19 protein-coding genes are annotated in these 18,292 nt (G+C 52.7%); 13 read left to right on the top strand and 6 right to left on the bottom strand.

Features of this window, described 5'->3' with window-relative positions; all coding sequences use genetic code 11:
• Positions 1-2: 2 nt before the first annotated feature.
• From yidD to QUE74_RS23220, 4 genes are all read right to left on the bottom strand, one after another.
• A complete protein-coding gene (gene yidD / locus QUE74_RS23235) occupies positions 3-260 on the bottom strand; it encodes a membrane protein insertion efficiency factor YidD (RefSeq protein ID WP_001307474.1) in 258 nt (85 codons plus the stop codon).
• The gene (gene rnpA / locus QUE74_RS23230) at positions 224-583 is read right to left on the bottom strand and encodes a ribonuclease P protein component (protein WP_000239730.1); all 360 of its coding nucleotides are present in this window, start codon (positions 581-583) and stop codon (positions 224-226) included. The genes yidD and rnpA overlap by 37 nt, the downstream gene beginning before the upstream one ends.
• Positions 584-599: 16 nt before the next feature.
• Positions 600-740, bottom strand: a complete 141-nt coding sequence (gene rpmH, locus QUE74_RS23225) for a 50S ribosomal protein L34 (RefSeq protein ID WP_000831330.1) — start codon at positions 738-740, stop codon at positions 600-602.
• A 229-nt stretch (positions 741-969) separates the two neighbouring features.
• Positions 970-1,050 carry a hypothetical protein gene (locus QUE74_RS23220; protein WP_122134670.1) on the bottom strand — a complete coding sequence of 27 codons (81 nt, stop codon included), beginning with the start codon at positions 1,048-1,050 and terminating at the stop codon, positions 970-972.
• Between the two features lie 296 nt (positions 1,051-1,346).
• Here QUE74_RS23220 and dnaA point away from each other — a divergent pair, with 296 nt between their 5' ends.
• From dnaA to yidA, 7 genes are all read left to right on the top strand, one after another.
• On the top strand, positions 1,347-2,750 hold the full coding sequence (gene dnaA / locus QUE74_RS23215; protein WP_000059102.1) for a chromosomal replication initiator protein DnaA: 1,404 nt from the start codon (positions 1,347-1,349) through the stop codon (positions 2,748-2,750).
• Between the two features lie 4 nt (positions 2,751-2,754).
• Entirely contained in the window at positions 2,755-3,855 is a 1,101-nt protein-coding gene (gene dnaN, locus QUE74_RS23210; RefSeq protein WP_000673464.1) for a DNA polymerase III subunit beta, read from the top strand.
• Positions 3,855-4,928, top strand: coding sequence for a DNA replication/repair protein RecF (gene recF / locus QUE74_RS23205; protein WP_000060098.1), 1,074 nt, complete (start codon positions 3,855-3,857; stop codon positions 4,926-4,928). The genes dnaN and recF overlap by 1 nt, the downstream gene beginning before the upstream one ends.
• A 28-nt stretch (positions 4,929-4,956) precedes the next feature.
• Complete coding sequence (gyrB, locus tag QUE74_RS23200; RefSeq protein ID WP_001353554.1) at positions 4,957-7,371, top strand: DNA topoisomerase (ATP-hydrolyzing) subunit B; 2,415 nt, start codon at positions 4,957-4,959, stop codon at positions 7,369-7,371.
• A gap of 240 nt (positions 7,372-7,611) precedes the next feature.
• Positions 7,612-8,592 (top strand): IS110-like element IS621 family transposase, encoded by a 981-nt coding sequence (locus tag QUE74_RS23195; RefSeq protein ID WP_000399629.1) that lies wholly within the window; start codon positions 7,612-7,614, stop codon positions 8,590-8,592.
• Positions 8,593-8,890: 298 nt separating this feature from the next.
• Complete coding sequence (locus tag QUE74_RS23190; protein WP_001355061.1) at positions 8,891-9,289, top strand: YidB family protein; 399 nt, start codon at positions 8,891-8,893, stop codon at positions 9,287-9,289.
• A gap of 114 nt (positions 9,290-9,403) precedes the next feature.
• Complete coding sequence (yidA, locus tag QUE74_RS23185; RefSeq protein ID WP_000985561.1) at positions 9,404-10,216, top strand: sugar-phosphatase; 813 nt, start codon at positions 9,404-9,406, stop codon at positions 10,214-10,216.
• 43 nt (positions 10,217-10,259) lie between these two features.
• Here the strand turns inward: yidA and QUE74_RS23180 are convergent, their stop codons facing one another.
• Complete coding sequence (locus QUE74_RS23180; RefSeq protein WP_000772957.1) at positions 10,260-10,916, bottom strand: YidX family protein; 657 nt, start codon at positions 10,914-10,916, stop codon at positions 10,260-10,262.
• A gap of 276 nt (positions 10,917-11,192) precedes the next feature.
• Here QUE74_RS23180 and dgoR point away from each other — a divergent pair, with 276 nt between their 5' ends.
• From dgoR to QUE74_RS23155, 5 genes are all read left to right on the top strand, one after another.
• Positions 11,193-11,882: a D-galactonate utilization transcriptional regulator DgoR gene (dgoR, locus tag QUE74_RS23175; RefSeq protein WP_000174305.1), complete on the top strand. Its 690-nt coding sequence runs from the start codon at positions 11,193-11,195 to the stop codon at positions 11,880-11,882.
• Entirely contained in the window at positions 11,879-12,757 is an 879-nt protein-coding gene (gene dgoK / locus QUE74_RS23170) for a 2-dehydro-3-deoxygalactonokinase (RefSeq protein WP_000127135.1), read from the top strand. Before dgoR ends, dgoK begins: the two co-directional genes overlap by 4 nt.
• Entirely contained in the window at positions 12,741-13,358 is a 618-nt protein-coding gene (dgoA, locus tag QUE74_RS23165; RefSeq protein WP_001198710.1) for a 2-dehydro-3-deoxy-6-phosphogalactonate aldolase, read from the top strand. The genes dgoK and dgoA overlap by 17 nt, the downstream gene beginning before the upstream one ends.
• Positions 13,355-14,503: a galactonate dehydratase gene (gene dgoD, locus QUE74_RS23160; RefSeq protein WP_000705257.1), complete on the top strand. Its 1,149-nt coding sequence runs from the start codon at positions 13,355-13,357 to the stop codon at positions 14,501-14,503. The genes dgoA and dgoD overlap by 4 nt, the downstream gene beginning before the upstream one ends.
• A gap of 74 nt (positions 14,504-14,577) precedes the next feature.
• Positions 14,578-15,915: an MFS transporter gene (locus QUE74_RS23155; protein ID WP_000253471.1), complete on the top strand. Its 1,338-nt coding sequence runs from the start codon at positions 14,578-14,580 to the stop codon at positions 15,913-15,915.
• Here QUE74_RS23155 and cbrA read toward each other — a convergent pair.
• Positions 15,876-16,976: a colicin M resistance lipid reductase CbrA gene (gene cbrA / locus QUE74_RS23150; RefSeq protein ID WP_001355060.1), complete on the bottom strand. Its 1,101-nt coding sequence runs from the start codon at positions 16,974-16,976 to the stop codon at positions 15,876-15,878. The two genes, QUE74_RS23155 and cbrA, sit on opposite strands and share 40 nt — an antisense overlap.
• Positions 16,977-17,076: 100 nt before the next feature.
• Here cbrA and QUE74_RS23145 point away from each other — a divergent pair, with 100 nt between their 5' ends.
• Positions 17,077-18,291: a YidR family protein gene (locus tag QUE74_RS23145; protein ID WP_001361070.1), complete on the top strand. Its 1,215-nt coding sequence runs from the start codon at positions 17,077-17,079 to the stop codon at positions 18,289-18,291.
• Position 18,292 lies beyond the last annotated feature (1 nt).

The raw sequence follows: 18,292 nt of genomic DNA, 5'->3' as shown, positions 1-18,292 counted from the left end.
CGTTAGTGTTCTCTGGTATCAAATGGTCCGGGCGGGACGGGATCGTCACCACCAGGGTGTAAAGGGTGGCATTTTAATACGCGTTTCACCGTCAACCAACTGCCTTTTATCACTCCAAACCTGCGCAATGCCTCAATTCCGTAGCTTGAACAGGTTGGAGTGAAACGACAATGCGGCCCGAGTAGCGGACTAATCAGGCGTTGATAGACCCGAATGAGGGCTATCAGGACCCGCGAGCCAGGCGACAGTGGCGGCGCCATAATTTTTCCAACGCTTCCGAGAGAGCACGGTTATCGAGGTCGGCAACCCCTTTTTTCGCCACCACCACGAAATCCATAGCCGGGAGTTCATGTTGGCGCAGACGGAAGCTTTCACGCGTCAGACGTTTAATCCGATTGCGTTCATGGGCGCGTCGAACGTTTTTCTTGGCGACTGTAAGACCGATACGGGGATGCCCCAGCGAATTCAGGCGGCCGAGAATGGTAATTTGCGGCGTGCCAGCCCGTTGTGGCTGCTGGAAGACGAATGTGAATTGACTGGGAGTTAACAAGCGTAACTCCCTGGGAAATGCGAGCTTAACCACTCAGGGGTTAGCTTTATTACTTAGAAACGGTCAGACGAGCGCGGCCTTTAGCACGACGACGTGCCAGAACCTGACGACCATTTTTAGTAGCCATACGAGCACGGAAGCCGTGAGAACGGTTGCGCTTCAGTACAGACGGTTGAAAAGTGCGTTTCATGGCGATTTCTACCTAAACTTGAATAAATTCAATGGCTTTATTGGATATCCGCCGAAAAATGAAACGATGGACACCGAAGCCATGGGTGATTAAAGAGGCCGGATTGTAATAATTGTACACTCCGGAGTCAATTCTCTTTCCTTATTTACCGCGCTTTTCCGCACCTTTTCGCAGGGAAAACGTACGGCCTCACACCAGTGAAAACCAGCATGGCGCGCCGGGTGGAGGATTATACGGGCTGACGGGTAAAGCGCAAGGATCGTCCTGGATCTTTATTAGATCGATTAAGCCAATTTTTGTCTATGGTCATTAAATTTTCCAATATGCGGCGTAAATCGTGCCCGCCTCGCGGCAGGATCGTTTACACTTAGCGAGTTCTGGATCATCCTGTGGATAAATCGGGAAAATCTGTGAGAAACAGAAGATCTCTTGCGCAGTTTAGGCTATGATCCGCGGTCCCGATCGTTTAGCAGGATCTTGATCGGGCATATAACCGCAGACAGCGGTTCGTGCGTCACCCTCAAGCAGGGTCTTTTCGACGTACGTCAACAATCATGAATGTTTCAGCCTTAGTCATTATCGACTTTTGTTCGAGTGGAGTCCGCCGTGTCACTTTCGCTTTGGCAGCAGTGTCTTGCCCGATTGCAGGATGAGTTACCAGCCACAGAATTCAGTATGTGGATACGCCCATTGCAGGCGGAACTGAGCGATAACACGCTGGCCCTGTACGCGCCAAACCGTTTTGTCCTCGATTGGGTACGGGACAAGTACCTTAATAATATCAATGGACTGCTAACCAGTTTCTGCGGAGCGGATGCCCCACAGCTGCGTTTTGAAGTCGGCACCAAACCGGTGACACAAACGCCACAAGCGGCAGTGACGAGCAACGTCGCGGCCCCAGCACAGGTGGCGCATGCGCAGCCGCAACGTGTTGCGCCTTCTACGCGTTCCGGTTGGGATAACGTCCCGGCTCCGGCAGAACCGACCTATCGTTCTAACGTAAACGTCAAACACACGTTTGATAACTTCGTTGAAGGTAAATCTAACCAACTGGCGCGCGCGGCGGCTCGTCAGGTGGCTGATAACCCTGGCGGTGCCTATAACCCGTTGTTCCTTTATGGCGGCACGGGTCTGGGTAAAACTCACCTGCTGCATGCGGTGGGTAACGGCATTATGGCGCGTAAGCCGAATGCCAAAGTGGTTTATATGCACTCCGAGCGCTTTGTTCAGGACATGGTTAAAGCCCTGCAAAACAACGCGATCGAAGAGTTTAAACGCTACTACCGTTCCGTAGATGCACTACTGATCGACGATATTCAGTTTTTTGCTAATAAAGAACGATCTCAGGAAGAGTTTTTCCACACCTTCAACGCCCTGCTGGAAGGTAACCAGCAGATCATTCTCACCTCGGATCGCTATCCGAAAGAGATCAACGGCGTTGAGGATCGTCTGAAATCCCGCTTCGGTTGGGGACTGACTGTGGCGATCGAACCGCCAGAGTTAGAAACCCGCGTGGCGATCCTGATGAAAAAGGCCGACGAAAACGACATTCGTTTGCCGGGCGAAGTGGCGTTCTTTATCGCCAAGCGTCTACGCTCTAACGTACGTGAGCTGGAAGGGGCGTTGAACCGCGTCATTGCTAACGCCAACTTTACCGGACGGGCGATCACCATCGACTTCGTGCGTGAGGCGCTGCGCGACTTGCTGGCATTGCAGGAAAAACTGGTCACCATCGACAATATTCAGAAGACGGTGGCAGAGTACTACAAGATCAAAGTTGCGGATCTCCTTTCCAAGCGTCGATCCCGCTCGGTGGCGCGTCCGCGCCAGATGGCGATGGCGCTGGCGAAAGAGTTGACTAACCACAGTCTGCCGGAGATTGGCGATGCGTTTGGTGGTCGTGACCACACAACGGTGCTTCATGCTTGCCGGAAGATCGAGCAGTTGCGTGAAGAGAGCCACGATATCAAAGAAGATTTTTCAAATTTAATCAGAACATTGTCATCGTAAACCTATGAAATTTACCGTAGAACGTGAGCATTTATTAAAACCGCTACAACAGGTGAGCGGTCCGTTAGGTGGTCGTCCTACGCTACCGATTCTCGGTAATCTGCTGTTACAGGTTGCTGACGGTACGTTGTCGCTGACCGGTACCGATCTCGAGATGGAAATGGTGGCACGTGTTGCGCTGGTTCAGCCGCACGAACCAGGGGCGACGACCGTTCCGGCGCGCAAATTCTTTGATATCTGCCGTGGTCTGCCTGAAGGCGCGGAAATTGCCGTGCAACTGGAAGGTGAGCGGATGCTGGTGCGTTCCGGGCGTAGCCGTTTTTCGCTTTCCACCCTGCCAGCAGCAGATTTCCCGAACCTCGATGACTGGCAGAGCGAAGTCGAATTTACCCTGCCGCAGGCGACGATGAAGCGTCTGATTGAAGCGACTCAGTTTTCGATGGCGCATCAGGATGTTCGCTATTACTTAAACGGTATGCTGTTCGAAACCGAAGGTGAAGAACTGCGTACCGTGGCGACCGACGGTCACCGTCTGGCGGTCTGTTCAATGCCAATTGGTCAGTCTTTGCCAAGCCATTCGGTGATCGTGCCGCGTAAAGGTGTGATTGAACTGATGCGTATGCTCGACGGCGGCGACAATCCGCTGCGCGTGCAAATTGGCAGCAACAACATTCGCGCCCACGTCGGCGACTTTATCTTCACTTCCAAACTGGTGGATGGTCGCTTCCCGGATTACCGCCGTGTTCTGCCGAAGAATCCGGACAAACATCTGGAAGCAGGCTGCGATCTGCTCAAGCAAGCGTTTGCCCGTGCGGCTATCCTCTCCAACGAGAAATTCCGCGGCGTGCGTCTGTATGTCAGCGAAAATCAGCTGAAAATCACCGCCAATAACCCGGAACAGGAAGAAGCGGAAGAGATCCTCGACGTTACCTATAGCGGTGCGGAGATGGAAATTGGCTTCAACGTCAGCTATGTACTGGATGTTCTGAACGCGCTGAAATGCGAAAACGTGCGCATGATGCTGACCGATTCGGTTTCCAGTGTGCAGATTGAAGATGCCGCATCACAGTCGGCTGCCTATGTTGTCATGCCAATGAGACTGTAATGTCCCTCACCCGCTTGTTGATCCGCGATTTCCGCAACATTGAAACCGCGGATCTCGCTTTATCTCCCGGCTTTAACTTTCTGGTTGGTGCCAACGGCAGTGGCAAAACCAGCGTGCTGGAAGCCATCTATACGCTCGGCCACGGTCGGGCGTTTCGCAGTTTGCAGATTGGTCGTGTTATTCGCCACGAGCAGGAGGCGTTTATTCTCCATGGGCGTTTACAGGGCGAAGAGCGCGAGACGGCGATTGGCCTAACCAAAGATAAACAGGGCGACAGCAAAGTCCGCATCGATGGTACTGACGGGCATAAGGTCGCCGAGCTGGCGCATCTGATGCCGATGCAACTGATAACGCCAGAAGGGTTTACTTTACTCAACGGCGGCCCCAAATACAGAAGAGCCTTCCTCGACTGGGGATGCTTTCACAACGAACCCGGATTTTTCACCGCCTGGAGCAATCTCAAGCGATTACTCAAGCAGCGCAATGCGGCACTGCGCCAGGTGACTCGTTATGAACAGCTACGCCCGTGGGACAAAGAACTGATCCCGCTGGCAGAACAAATCAGTACCTGGCGCGCCGAGTACAGCGCCGGTATCGCCGCTGATATGGCCGATACCTGTAAGCAATTTCTCCCGGAGTTTACTCTGACTTTCTCTTTTCAGCGCGGCTGGGAGAAAGAGACAGAATATGCTGAGGTGCTGGAACGTAATTTTGAACGCGATCGCCAGTTAACCTACACCGCGCATGGCCCGCATAAGGCGGACTTACGCATTCGCGCCGACGGTGCGCCGGTGGAAGATACCTTATCGCGTGGGCAGCTTAAGCTGTTGATGTGCGCCTTACGTCTGGCGCAAGGAGAGTTCCTCACCCGTGAAAGCGGGCGGCGGTGTCTCTACCTGATAGATGATTTTGCCTCTGAGCTTGATGATGAACGTCGCGGACTGCTTGCCAGCCGCTTAAAAGCGACGCAATCACAGGTCTTTGTCAGCGCGATCAGTGCTGAACACGTAATAGACATGTCGGACGAAAATTCGAAGATGTTTACCGTGGAAAAGGGTAAAATAACGGATTAACCCAAGAATAAATGAGCGAGAAACGTTGATGTCGAATTCTTATGACTCCTCCAGTATCAAAGTCCTGAAAGGGCTGGATGCGGTGCGTAAGCGCCCGGGTATGTATATCGGCGACACGGATGACGGCACCGGTCTGCACCACATGGTATTCGAGGTGGTAGATAACGCTATCGACGAAGCGCTCGCGGGTCACTGTAAAGAAATTATCGTCACCATTCACGCCGATAACTCTGTCTCTGTACAGGATGACGGGCGCGGCATTCCGACCGGTATTCACCCGGAAGAGGGCGTATCGGCGGCGGAAGTGATCATGACCGTCCTGCACGCAGGCGGTAAATTTGACGATAACTCCTATAAAGTGTCCGGCGGTCTGCACGGCGTTGGTGTTTCGGTAGTAAACGCCCTGTCGCAAAAACTGGAGCTGGTTATCCAGCGCGAGGGTAAAATTCACCGTCAGATCTACGAACACGGTGTACCGCAGGCTCCGCTGGCGGTTACCGGCGAGACTGAAAAAACCGGCACCATGGTGCGTTTCTGGCCAAGCCTCGAAACCTTCACCAATGTGACCGAATTCGAATATGACATTCTGGCGAAACGCCTGCGTGAGTTGTCGTTCCTCAACTCTGGCGTTTCCATTCGTCTGCGCGACAAGCGCGACGGCAAAGAAGACCACTTCCACTATGAAGGCGGTATCAAGGCGTTCGTTGAATATCTGAACAAAAACAAAACGCCGATCCACCCGAATATCTTCTACTTCTCCACCGAAAAAGACGGTATCGGCGTTGAAGTTGCATTGCAGTGGAATGATGGCTTCCAGGAAAACATCTACTGCTTTACCAACAACATTCCGCAGCGTGATGGCGGTACTCACCTGGCAGGCTTCCGTGCGGCGATGACCCGTACTCTGAACGCCTACATGGATAAAGAAGGCTACAGCAAAAAAGCCAAAGTCAGCGCCACCGGTGACGATGCGCGTGAAGGCCTGATTGCCGTCGTTTCCGTAAAAGTGCCGGACCCGAAATTCTCCTCTCAGACCAAAGACAAACTGGTTTCTTCTGAGGTGAAATCGGCGGTTGAACAGCAGATGAACGAACTCCTGGCAGAATACCTGCTGGAAAACCCAACCGACGCGAAAATCGTAGTCGGCAAAATTATCGATGCTGCTCGTGCCCGTGAAGCTGCGCGTCGCGCTCGTGAAATGACCCGTCGTAAAGGTGCGCTGGATTTAGCGGGCCTGCCGGGTAAACTGGCGGACTGTCAGGAACGCGACCCGGCGCTCTCTGAACTGTACCTTGTGGAAGGGGACTCCGCGGGCGGCTCTGCGAAGCAGGGGCGTAACCGCAAGAACCAGGCGATTCTGCCGCTGAAGGGTAAAATCCTCAACGTCGAGAAAGCGCGCTTCGATAAGATGCTCTCTTCCCAGGAAGTGGCGACGCTGATCACCGCGCTTGGTTGTGGTATCGGTCGTGACGAGTACAACCCGGACAAACTGCGTTATCACAGCATCATCATCATGACCGATGCGGACGTCGACGGCTCGCACATTCGTACGCTGCTGTTGACCTTCTTCTATCGTCAGATGCCGGAAATCGTTGAACGCGGTCACGTCTACATCGCTCAGCCGCCGCTGTACAAAGTGAAGAAAGGCAAGCAGGAACAGTACATTAAAGACGACGAAGCGATGGATCAGTACCAGATCTCTATCGCGCTGGATGGCGCAACGCTGCACACCAACGCCAGTGCACCGGCATTGGCTGGCGAAGCGTTAGAGAAACTGGTGTCTGAGTACAACGCTACGCAGAAAATGATCAACCGAATGGAGCGTCGTTATCCGAAAGCAATGCTGAAAGAGCTTATCTATCAGCCGACGCTGACGGAAGCCGACCTCTCTGATGAGCAGACCGTTACCCGTTGGGTGAACGCCCTGGTCAGCGAACTGAACGACAAAGAACAGCACGGCAGCCAGTGGAAGTTTGATGTCCACACCAATGCTGATCAAAACCTGTTTGAACCGATTGTTCGCGTGCGTACCCACGGTGTGGATACTGACTATCCGCTGGATCACGAGTTTATCACCGGTGGCGAATATCGTCGTATCTGCACGCTGGGTGAGAAACTGCGTGGCCTTCTGGAAGAAGATGCGTTTATCGAACGTGGCGAGCGTCGTCAGCCGGTAGCCAGCTTCGAGCAGGCGCTGGACTGGCTGGTGAAAGAGTCCCGTCGCGGCCTCTCCATCCAGCGTTATAAAGGTCTGGGCGAGATGAACCCGGAACAGCTGTGGGAAACTACCATGGACCCGGAAAGCCGTCGTATGCTGCGCGTTACCGTTAAAGATGCAATTGCTGCCGATCAGCTGTTCACCACGCTGATGGGCGACGCCGTTGAACCGCGTCGTGCGTTTATCGAAGAGAATGCCCTGAAAGCGGCGAATATCGATATTTAATGGCGTTAACAATGCGAGCGTGCATGATGCGCTACGCTTATCAGGCCTTGTATTATCCCTCCTGTGCAGAGAAAATCGGCCAGTTTTCTCTGCCTGCAGTCCGCATGCCGTATCGGGCCTTAGGTTTTCAACCTGTTGCGTAGATTTATGCAGCGGACTGCCTTTCTCCCAAAGTGATAAACCGGACAGTATCATGGACCGGTTTTCCCGGTAATCCGTATTTGCAAGGTTGGTTTCACGATGGAACATGAACTTCATTATATCGGTATCGACACCGCTAAAGAGAAACTGGATGTCGATGTATTGCGTCCTGATGGTCGTCATCGCACCAAAAAATTCGCTAACACCACTAAAGGGCACGATGAGCTGGTGAGCTGGCTGAAGGGTCACAAGATTGACCATGCGCATATCTGCATCGAAGCGACCGGCACCTATATGGAACCTGTCGCAGAGTGCCTTTACGATGCTGGCTACATAGTGTCAGTCATTAATCCTGCGTTGGGTAAAGCTTTCGCTCAGAGTGAAGGACTGCGTAACAAGACTGATACCGTGGATGCGCGCATGCTGGCAGAGTTCTGTCGTCAGAAGCGCCCTGCAGCCTGGGAAGCGCCTCACCCGCTTGAACGCGCGTTGCGTGCCCTGGTCGTACGCCACCAGGCGCTGACAGATATGCACACGCAGGAACTGAACCGCACTGAAACGGCGCGGGAAGTCCAGAGACCGAGCATTGATGCTCACCTTCTGTGGCTTGAAGCAGAGCTGAAGCGTCTTGAGAAGCAGATAAAAGACCTGACAGACGATGATCCGGATATGAAACACCGCAGGAAACTGCTGGAAAGTATCCCGGGTATCGGAGAGAAAACATCTGCGGTATTACTGGCTTATATAGGTCTGAAGGACCGCTTCGCCCATGCCAGACAGTTCGCCGCTTTTGCGGGTCTGACACCACGGCGTTATGAATCAGGCAGTAGTGTGAGAGGGGCAAGCCGGTTGAGTAAAGCCGGACATGTGTCGCTTCGCAGGGCGTTGTATATGCCTGCAATGGTAGCCACCAGTAAGACTGAGTGGGGACGGGCGTTCCGCGACCGTCTGGCGGCTAATGGCAAGAAAGGAAAGGTGATTCTCGGCGCGATGATGCGCAAGCTGGCACAGGTGGCGTATGGCGTGCTGAAGTCAGGGGTCCCGTTCGATGCGTCACGGCATAATCCGGTAGCTGCGTAAAAATCGCGGAAGGGATGAAAAAAACAGCGCCTGACGGCGCTGTGTCTGGCATGCCTGCAATCTGGGAAACCGGGGTAGAAAAAAACTTGCAGGCCATAACAGTATCTACGAGACTCCTGCAATATTTTGAATTTGCATGATTTTGTAGGCCGGATCAGACGTTAACGCCGCATCCGGCTAGAAGCTATAAGAAAAGGGCGGAGATCATCTCCGCCCTTTTTATTTCTGCAATCCGTAATTATCATTCCGCAGATCTATACTTTTTGAGTCAACACGTAACGCTTTACAGGTGATTATCATGGGGCTTTTTGATGATGTTGTCGGCGCCTTTCTGAAAGGCGATGCGGGGAAATATCAGGCTATTTTGAGTTGGGTTGAGGAGCAGGGTGGCATTCAGGTGCTGTTGGAAAAACTGCAAAGTGGCGGCTTAGGTGCCATTCTCTCAACCTGGTTGAGTAATCAACAGGGCAATCAGCCGGTGAGCGGCGAGCAACTGGAGTCGGCGCTCGGCACAAATGCGGTGTCCGATCTCGGGCAAAAACTGGGTGTAGATACCAGTACGGCTTCCAGCTTGCTGGCAGAGCAACTGCCAAAGATTATTGATGCTCTCTCACCGCAGGGTGAAGTGTCTTCGCAAGCCAATAACGATTTGCTTTCCGCAGGCATGGAACTGCTGAAAGGGAAACTCTTCCGCTAAGCAAAAGGGGAGCATGCAACGCGCGTTGCATCCCCCTTTTCCCTCGGGTGTTGTACTGATTTTTGAGCGGAATCGCGTTAGCATGGGTCAGGAACCAATCTACCTGGGGAACTCATGGCTATCAAACTCATTGCTATCGATATGGATGGCACCCTTCTGCTGCCCGATCACACCATTTCACCCGCTGTTAAAAACGCGATTGCCGCAGCTCGCGCCCGTGGCGTGAATGTCGTGCTAACGACAGGTCGCCCTTATGCAGGCGTTCACAACTACCTGAAAGAGCTGCATATGGAACAGCCGGGCGACTACTGCATTACTTATAACGGCGCGTTGGTACAGAAGGCCGCCGATGGTAGCACCGTGGCGCAAACCGCTCTGAGCTATGAAGACTACCGTTTCCTGGAAAAACTCTCTCGCGAAGTCGGTTCTCATTTCCACGCCCTGGACCGCACCACGCTGTACACCGCCAACCGTGATATCAGCTACTACACGGTGCATGAATCTTTCGTTGCCACTATTCCGCTGGTGTTCTGCGAAGCGGAGAAAATGGACCCCAATACTCAGTTCCTGAAAGTGATGATGATTGATGAACCCGCCATCCTCGACCAGGCCATTGTGCGTATTCCGCAGGAAGTGAAAGAAAAATACACTGTGCTGAAAAGTGCGCCGTACTTCCTCGAAATCCTCGATAAACGCGTTAACAAAGGTACGGGTGTGAAATCACTGGCCGACGTGTTAGGCATTAAGCCGGAAGAAGTCATGGCGATTGGCGATCAGGAAAACGACATCGCAATGATTGAATACGCAGGTGTTGGTGTGGCAATGGATAACGCTATTCCTTCGGTGAAAGAAGTGGCGAACTTTGTCACCAAATCCAACCTGGAAGATGGCGTGGCGTTTGCTATTGAGAAGTATGTGCTGAATTAATCAGTGGGCGGGCAAACTGCATAAATGCGTTTGCCCGCAGCGATTAACAATTTCTGGTCGTGCATAAAATCAGGAACTGGAGTGGTGACGTTACTATATCCAGCGTAAGAGTGACTGGTAGCAGCGCATTAGCGAGGCCGCGCGGAACGCCATCAGTTGCTTTGTACTTATAAAATCCCACCGTAAAGGGTTGATGGAAAACCATCACGTTTGAGTAATCCGCTTTTTTATTTTTCAGGTGGATAGAGCCTTTCAGGCCGTCAAGTACCCAGGTACAACGCTGGGTATTACAAATAAAACCATATTGTGTCGCCAGTGCTTTATCTTCCTCATTATCCCAGTCGTAATAGAGCGTTATTGAACCAGAAAAATTAGTATCACTGCTGCTTAAAATAAATTTCGCGTTATCGGAAACGGTGATTCTTTCGCCATGAATTGCCGGATCGTTCAGCATTTTAACCACCTCGCCGCCGCCCGTGGTCAACAGATAGTCCAACGATTCACCAACAAAAACATAGCCTTTCGTACCGTTACTATCCTCTGCCAGCGATAACCCCTTAATCGAGTCTGACCGCCATTGCTCGGCATGTGGCGGACTTGCGGTATTGAAAAGCAGTCCTGCGGTTAGACAACCGGTCAACGCAAATGCCAAAGAACACAAACCGGTAGCCTTAAAAAATCCCTTAAAATTCAACTTCATGACTAATCCTTTAAACGAGTAGCTAAGCCGTTGAAAGCATACTCTTCTTTCCCTCCTGTTTAGCGCCTGATATCCCTTTTCAGATTTCTGCCCGACGCATGTCATTTTTTATGCATTGTTCTTTTTGTGATCTAAATTGTAGTACAACAATATAACTTTGTACTACATTACGCATACAGCAAACGCGAACGTCATCACGCTGGTACTACAAAATTGCCGCGTTATGCATCGATCGGGGTAAAGTAGAGAAGTACATACAGAGCACAAGGACTCTCCATGACTCTCAATAAAACCGATCGCATCGTCATTACGCTGGGTAAACAGATCGTTCACGGCAAATACGTGCCAGGCTCGCCGCTTCCGGCCGAAGCGGAACTTTGTGAGGAGTTTGCAACCTCGCGCAACATCATCCGTGAGGTGTTTCGTTCGCTGATGGCGAAGCGGCTGATTGAAATGAAACGTTATCGCGGGGCGTTTGTGGCACCGCGTAACCAGTGGAATTACCTCGACACTGACGTACTGCAATGGGTGCTGGAAAACGACTACGACCCACGGCTTATCAGTGCAATGAGCGAAGTGCGAAATCTGGTGGAACCGGCGATTGCCCGTTGGGCGGCAGAGCGCGCGACTTCCAGCGATCTGGCGCAGATTGAATCAGCGCTGAACGAGATGATCGCCAACAATCAGGACCGCGAAGCGTTTAACGAAGCGGATATTCGCTATCACGAGGCGGTACTGCAATCAGTGCATAACCCGGTGTTACAGCAACTTAGCATTGCGATTAGTTCATTACAGCGGGCAGTTTTTGAACGAACCTGGATGGGCGATGAGGCCAACATGCCGCAAACGCTCCAGGAACATAAGGCGCTGTTTGATGCGATACGGCATCAGGACGGCGATGCGGCAGAGCAGGCGGCGCTTACCATGATCGCCAGCTCGACACGAAGGTTAAAGGAAATCACATGACAGCTCGCTACATCGCAATTGACTGGGGATCGACCAACCTGCGCGCCTGGCTTTATCAGGGCGACAACTGCCTGGACAGCAGGCAATCAGAAGCAGGCGTTACGCGTCTGAACGGAAAATCTCCGGCTGCGGTGTTAGCAGAAGTGACGACCGACTGGCGTGAAGAGAATACGCCAGTGGTGATGGCAGGAATGGTTGGCAGCAATGTCGGCTGGAAAGTTGCGCCGTATTTATCTGTTCCTGCCCGTTTTTCGTCTATTGGCGAACAATTAACGTCTGTTGGCGACAATATCTGGATTATTCCCGGATTATGCGTTTCTCATGATGATAACCACAATGTGATGCGCGGCGAAGAAACACAATTGATCGGTGCGCGTGCTCTGGCTCCTTCCTCTCTTTATGTCATGCCCGGTACGCATTGCAAATGGGTGCAGGCCGATAGCCAGCAAATCAACGATTTTCGCACCGTAATGACCGGTGAGTTACATCATTTACTGTTAAATCACTCATTGATTGGCGCAGGTTTACCGCCGCAGGAAAACTCTGCCGATGCCTTCGCGGCTGGCCTTGAGCGCGGCCTTAATGCGCCCGCAATATTGCCGCAGCTTTTTGAAGTTCGTGCCTCGCATGTGCTGGGAACACTTCCCCGTGAACAGGTCAGCGAATTTCTCTCTGGATTGTTGATTGGCGCAGAGGTCGCCAGTATGCGCGACTACGTGGTCCATCAACACGCCATCACCCTTGTCGCCGGAACATCGCTGACTGCACGCTACCAGCAAGCCTTTCAGGCGATGGGTTGCGGCGTGACGGCGGTGGCGGGCGACACGGCATTTCAGGCTGGTATAAGGAGCATCGCTCATGCAGTGGCAAACTAAACTCCCGCTGATCGCCATTTTGCGCGGCATTACGCCCGACGAGGCGCTGGCGCATGTTGGCGCGGTGATTGACGCTGGGTTCGACGCGGTTGAAATCCCTCTGAATTCCCCACAATGGGAACAAAGCATTCCCGCCATCGTTGATGCGTATGGCGACAAGGCGTTGATTGGCGCAGGTACGGTACTGAAACCTGAACAGGTCGATGCGCTCGCCAGGATGGGCTGCCAGCTCATCGTTACGCCCAATATCCATAGTGAAGTGATCCGCCGCGCGGTGGGCTATGGCATGACCGTTTGCCCCGGCTGCGCGACGGCGACAGAAGCCTTTACCGCGATCGACGCGGGCGCGCAGGCGCTGAAAATATTCCCGTCATCGGCTTTTGGGCCGCAATACATCAAAGCGTTAAAAGCGGTATTACCGCAGGACATCCCGGTCTTTGCCGTAGGCGGTGTGACGCCAGAAAACCTGGCGCAGTGGATAGACGCAGGTTGTGCAGGGGCGGGCTTAGGCAGCGATCTCTATCGCGCCGGGCAATCAGTAGAACGCACCGCGCAGCAGGCAGCAGCATTTGTTAAGGCGTATCGAGAGGCAGTGCAATGAAAATCACCAACATTACTACGTATCGTTTACCTCCCCGCTGGATGTTCCTGAAAATTGAAACTGATGAAGGCGTGGTCGGTTGGGGCGAGCCCGTGATCGAAGGCCGCGCCCGCACGGTGGAAGCGGCAGTTCACGAGCTGGGTGACTATTTGATTGGTCAGGATCCATCGCGCATCAATGACTTATGGCAAGTGATGTATCGCGCCGGATTTTATCGTGGCGGTCCGATTCTGATGAGCGCCATCGCCGGGATCGACCAGGCGTTATGGGATATCAAAGGTAAAGTGCTGAATGCGCCGGTCTGGCAATTGATGGGTGGCCTGGTTCGCGACAAAATTAAAGCCTACAGTTGGGTCGGTGGCGATCGTCCGGCGGATGTTATCGACGGCATTAAAACGCTACGCGAAATCGGCTTCGATACCTTCAAACTGAACGGTTGTGAAGAACTGGGATTGATTGATAACTCCCGCGCGGTAGATGCGGCGGTCAACACCGTGGCACAAATTCGTGAAGCTTTTGGCAATCAGATTGAGTTTGGTCTTGATTTCCACGGTCGCGTCAGCGCGCCGATGGCGAAAGTGTTGATTAAAGAACTGGAACCGTATCGCCCGCTGTTTATTGAAGAACCGGTGCTGGCGGAACAAGCCGAATACTACCCGAAACTGGCGGCACAAACGCATATTCCACTGGCGGCGGGTGAGCGCATGTTCTCACGTTTCGATTTTAAACGTGTGCTGGAGGCGGGCGGTATTTCGATTCTGCAACCGGATCTCTCCCACGCAGGCGGTATTACCGAATGCTACAAAATTGCCGGAATGGCGGAAGCCTATGACGTGACCCTTGCGCCGCACTGTCCGCTCGGCCCGATTGCACTGGCGGCTTGCCTGCATATCGACTTTGTTTCCTATAACGCGGTACTTCAGGAACAAAGTATGGGCATTCATTACAACAAAGGCGCGGAGTTACTCGACTTTGTGAAAAATAAAGAAGACTTCAGCATGGTCGGCGGCTTCTTTAAACCATTAACGAAACCGGGCTTAGGCGTGGAAATCGACGAAGCCAAAGTCATTGAGTTCAGTAAAAATGCCCCGGACTGGCGTAATCCGCTCTGGCGTCATGAAGATAACAGCGTAGCAGAGTGGTAATTCCTGCCACGTAAGCCCCTCATCGGGCACTAAAACAGCAATACAAAAATATAACCCTCTGTACATTACAGGGCATGGTGAGCGGCTTCGCTATGCCCAAAATCTGGAGAAAGCTCGCTATGGATATTCCCGTTAATGCAGCAAAACCGGGGCGTCGGCGTTATCTGACGCTGGTGATGATCTTTATTACGGTGGTCATTTGTTATGTTGACCGCGCTAACCTGGCCGTGGCTTCCGCCCATATTCAGGAAGAGTTCGGCATTACCAAAGCGCAAATGGGCTATGTATTTTCGGCCTTCGCCTGGCTTTATACCTTATGTCAGATCCCCGGCGGTTGGTTTTTAGATCGCGTAGGTTCTCGCGTGACTTATTTTATTGCGATATTTGGCTGGTCAGTGGCGACGTTATTCCAGGGCTTTGCCACGGGCTTAATGTCATTAATTGGTCTGCGTGCGATAACCGGTATTTTCGAAGCGCCCGCGTTCCCGACCAATAACCGGATGGTGACCAGCTGGTTCCCGGAACATGAACGCGCTTCTGCCGTGGGTTTTTATACGTCTGGTCAGTTTGTCGGTCTGGCGTTTCTGACTCCGCTGCTGATCTGGATTCAGGAAATGTTGAGCTGGCACTGGGTGTTCATTGTCACCGGCGGTATCGGCATTATCTGGTCGCTGATTTGGTTTAAGGTTTATCAGCCGCCGCGCCTGACCAAAGGCATTAGCAAAGCTGAACTGGATTACATTCGTGACGGCGGCGGTCTGGTGGATGGCGATGCGCCAGTGAAAAAAGAGGCGCGTCAGCCGCTAACCGCCAAAGACTGGAAACTGGTGTTCCATCGTAAACTGATCGGCGTCTATCTTGGGCAATTTGCGGTGGCTTCTACACTGTGGTTCTTCTTAACCTGGTTCCCGAACTATTTAACTCAAGAAAAAGGAATCACGGCGCTGAAAGCGGGCTTTATGACCACGGTGCCATTCCTTGCGGCGTTTGTTGGCGTCCTGCTCTCAGGCTGGGTCGCGGATCTGCTGGTACGTAAGGGCTTTTCACTGGGCTTTGCGCGTAAAACGCCGATTATCTGCGGTTTGCTGATCTCCACCTGCATTATGGGTGCTAACTACACCAACGATCCGATGATGATTATGTGCCTGATGGCGCTGGCATTCTTCGGCAACGGTTTTGCTTCGATTACCTGGTCGTTAGTCTCTTCTCTGGCACCGATGCGGCTGATTGGTTTAACCGGCGGCGTGTTTAACTTCGCCGGTGGTCTGGGCGGCATCACCGTTCCGCTGGTGGTGGGGTACCTGGCGCAGGGTTACGGTTTCGCGCCTGCACTGGTTTATATCTCCGCCGTCGCGTTGATTGGCGCGCTCTCTTACATCCTGCTGGTGGGCGATGTGAAGCGCGTTGGATAATCTTTAAACTGTGGAATATGCGCCACACCACTGCGCATAATCCATTTTCTTAAAGCCGGTGCGGTCAGGCATCGGCTTTTTACTATTTTGCCGAAGAGTTTTAAACGCAGTTTGCGGGTGGCGCGCCAGTAAGCGGTATTGAGCTTCTCTGGCTGCTTGAGTAACACCGAACGCAGAATCTCTGCGCTATCCAGCGCATAGCTAATCCCCTCCAGTGAGCTGGCGCTGATAAATCCCGCCGCTTCACCAATCAGAAAGGCGTTGTCCTTACCGCAAACAAAATCCTGCCAGCGTGAGGGAAACAGCACCGTGCATTTTTCGCTTTTCACCGCCTTACCAAACTGGAACTGAAAGGCGCTCATTTTCTCTTTCAGCGCCGCGAAACGCGCCTGGCCGTCTTTCATTGGATAGGCACCGCCAAAGATAAAATAACCGTCTTTGCTGATACTCCATGAATAACAGTCAGTTATCGCATTATCAAAGATGCAGGAGTAGAACGGCACCGGATGTTTCTCTGCGAACCACTGCTGGATAGCAACATATTTACGAATCTGATGATCCGGGTAGAGATGTCGCCGCACCATCGAGTTTGCACCATCGGCACCGACCAGATAGCGGGCGGTAATGTGTTGCTCCCAGCCGTCTGCGCGAAAAATGACATGCCATTTATCATCCTCATGCCAGATTTTCCGGCACAGGCTGTCGTGGTAAACCTCAACGCTGGTGGGAATGAGCGATTTCATCCATAAGTCGAAAGCATGGCGATTAATATTGATATAGCTTCGCTGGTAGTTACGTGTAAGCGATGCGGCGACGTCGACGGTTTTGACGCTGAAAATCTGCGGATTGGCGATCACATCGACAGGAAGCGTCAGTCCATCGCGAATAAAAGAACGCTGCGCGTCCGGTGCCAGCAGGCCGCCGCAAGGCTTGTTGAAACCTTCAGTACCATGCTGGTGCTTTTTATCCAGCGCGATCACCTGCATTTTGCCTGCTAACTGCCGCGCCAACGCCGATCCTGCCGGGCCGAGGCCAATAATTGCCACGTCGAAATGTTCCATCTTTTCACTCACATTCATTACGATGGCAAAAGACTATTGTCTGAAAGTGAAGTCCTTGTGAAGTATGATGGCGGAAACCGTTTTGTATCAGGACCGCGCCATGAAACAGATAACCTTTGCTCCCCGTAATCACCTGCTCACCAATACCAATACCTGGACGCCCGACAGCCAGTGGCTGGTATTTGACGTGCGTCCTTCTGGGGCGTCGTTTACCGGTGAGACCATTGAGCGCGTGAATATCCATACCGGCGAGGTCGAGGTTATCTACCGTGCGTCACAGGGCGCACACGTCGGCGTGGTGACCGTTCATCCGAAGTCAGAGAAATATGTCTTTATTCACGGCCCGGAAAATCCTGATGAAACATGGCATTACGATTTCCATCATCGACGCGGAGTGATTGCTGAAGGCGGCAAGGTGAGCAATCTCGATGCAATGGATATTACCGCGCCGTATACGCAAGGAGCGCTGCGCGGCGGCAGCCATGTGCATGTCTTTAGCCCGAACGGTGAAAGGGTGAGCTTTACCTATAACGACCATGTAATGCATGAACGCGATCCGGCGCTGGATTTGCGAAACGTCGGTGTTGCCGTACCGTTTGGCCCGGTCAACGTACAAAAGCAGCATCCGCGTGAATACAGCGGCAGCCACTGGTGCGTGTTGGTGAGTAACACCACGCCCACGCCGCAGCCTGGCAGTGATGAAATCAATCGTGCTTATGAAGAAGGATGGGTAGGAAACCACGCGCTGGCGTTTATTGGCGACACATTTTCGCCAAAGGGCGAGAAAGTGCCGGAGCTGTTTATCGTTGAGTTACCGCAAGATGAAGCTGGCTGGAAAGCGGCAGGTGATGCGCCGTTAAGTGGAACGGAAACAACCCTGCCTGCGCCACCGCGTGGCGTCGTGCAGCGACGTTTAACCTTTACCCATCAGCGGGCTTATCCGGGGGTAGTCAACGTTCCGCGCCACTGGGTGCGCTGTAATCCGCAGGGTACGCAAATCGCGTTTTTAATGCGTGATGATAACGGCATTGTGCAATTGTGGCTTATCTCACCACAGGGCGGCGAGCCGCGACAGTTAACTCATAACAAAACGGATATTCAGTCTGCATTTAACTGGCATCCGTCAGGAGAATGGTTGGGCTTTGTGCTGGATAATCGAATTGCTTGCGCCCATGCGCAAAGCGGCGAGGTTGAGTATTTAACCGAAAACCACGCCAATCCCCCTTCTGCGGACGCCGTGGTCTTCTCGCCGGATGGTCAATGGCTGGCGTGGATGGAAGGTGGCCAGCTGTGGATCACCGAAACTGATCGCTAAA

Origin of the sequence: Escherichia sp. 10290 (assembly GCF_030295155.1) — a bacterium.
Classification (GTDB): Bacteria; Pseudomonadota; Gammaproteobacteria; order Enterobacterales; family Enterobacteriaceae; genus Escherichia; species Escherichia coli_F.
Note: the sequence above shows the minus strand (reverse complement) of the source record. Positions and strands in the feature narration are given on the sequence as shown.

Coding starts and splice junctions, on each gene's coding strand:
- yidD (WP_001307474.1), bottom strand. CDS start 260: ATGGCGCCGCCACTGTCGCCTGGCTCGCGGGTCCTGATAGCCCTCATT.
- rpmH (WP_000831330.1), bottom strand. CDS start 740: ATGAAACGCACTTTTCAACCGTCTGTACTGAAGCGCAACCGTTCTCAC.
- QUE74_RS23220 (WP_122134670.1), bottom strand. CDS start 1,050: ATGACCATAGACAAAAATTGGCTTAATCGATCTAATAAAGATCCAGGA.
- dnaN (WP_000673464.1), top strand. CDS start 2,755: ATGAAATTTACCGTAGAACGTGAGCATTTATTAAAACCGCTACAACAG.
- recF (WP_000060098.1), top strand. CDS start 3,855: ATGTCCCTCACCCGCTTGTTGATCCGCGATTTCCGCAACATTGAAACC.
- gyrB (WP_001353554.1), top strand. CDS start 4,957: ATGTCGAATTCTTATGACTCCTCCAGTATCAAAGTCCTGAAAGGGCTG.
- QUE74_RS23195 (WP_000399629.1), top strand. CDS start 7,612: ATGGAACATGAACTTCATTATATCGGTATCGACACCGCTAAAGAGAAA.
- QUE74_RS23190 (WP_001355061.1), top strand. CDS start 8,891: ATGGGGCTTTTTGATGATGTTGTCGGCGCCTTTCTGAAAGGCGATGCG.
- yidA (WP_000985561.1), top strand. CDS start 9,404: ATGGCTATCAAACTCATTGCTATCGATATGGATGGCACCCTTCTGCTG.
- QUE74_RS23180 (WP_000772957.1), bottom strand. CDS start 10,916: ATGAAGTTGAATTTTAAGGGATTTTTTAAGGCTACCGGTTTGTGTTCT.
- dgoR (WP_000174305.1), top strand. CDS start 11,193: ATGACTCTCAATAAAACCGATCGCATCGTCATTACGCTGGGTAAACAG.
- dgoK (WP_000127135.1), top strand. CDS start 11,879: ATGACAGCTCGCTACATCGCAATTGACTGGGGATCGACCAACCTGCGC.
- dgoA (WP_001198710.1), top strand. CDS start 12,741: ATGCAGTGGCAAACTAAACTCCCGCTGATCGCCATTTTGCGCGGCATT.
- dgoD (WP_000705257.1), top strand. CDS start 13,355: ATGAAAATCACCAACATTACTACGTATCGTTTACCTCCCCGCTGGATG.
- QUE74_RS23155 (WP_000253471.1), top strand. CDS start 14,578: ATGGTGAGCGGCTTCGCTATGCCCAAAATCTGGAGAAAGCTCGCTATG.
- cbrA (WP_001355060.1), bottom strand. CDS start 16,976: ATGGAACATTTCGACGTGGCAATTATTGGCCTCGGCCCGGCAGGATCG.
- QUE74_RS23145 (WP_001361070.1), top strand. CDS start 17,077: ATGAAACAGATAACCTTTGCTCCCCGTAATCACCTGCTCACCAATACC.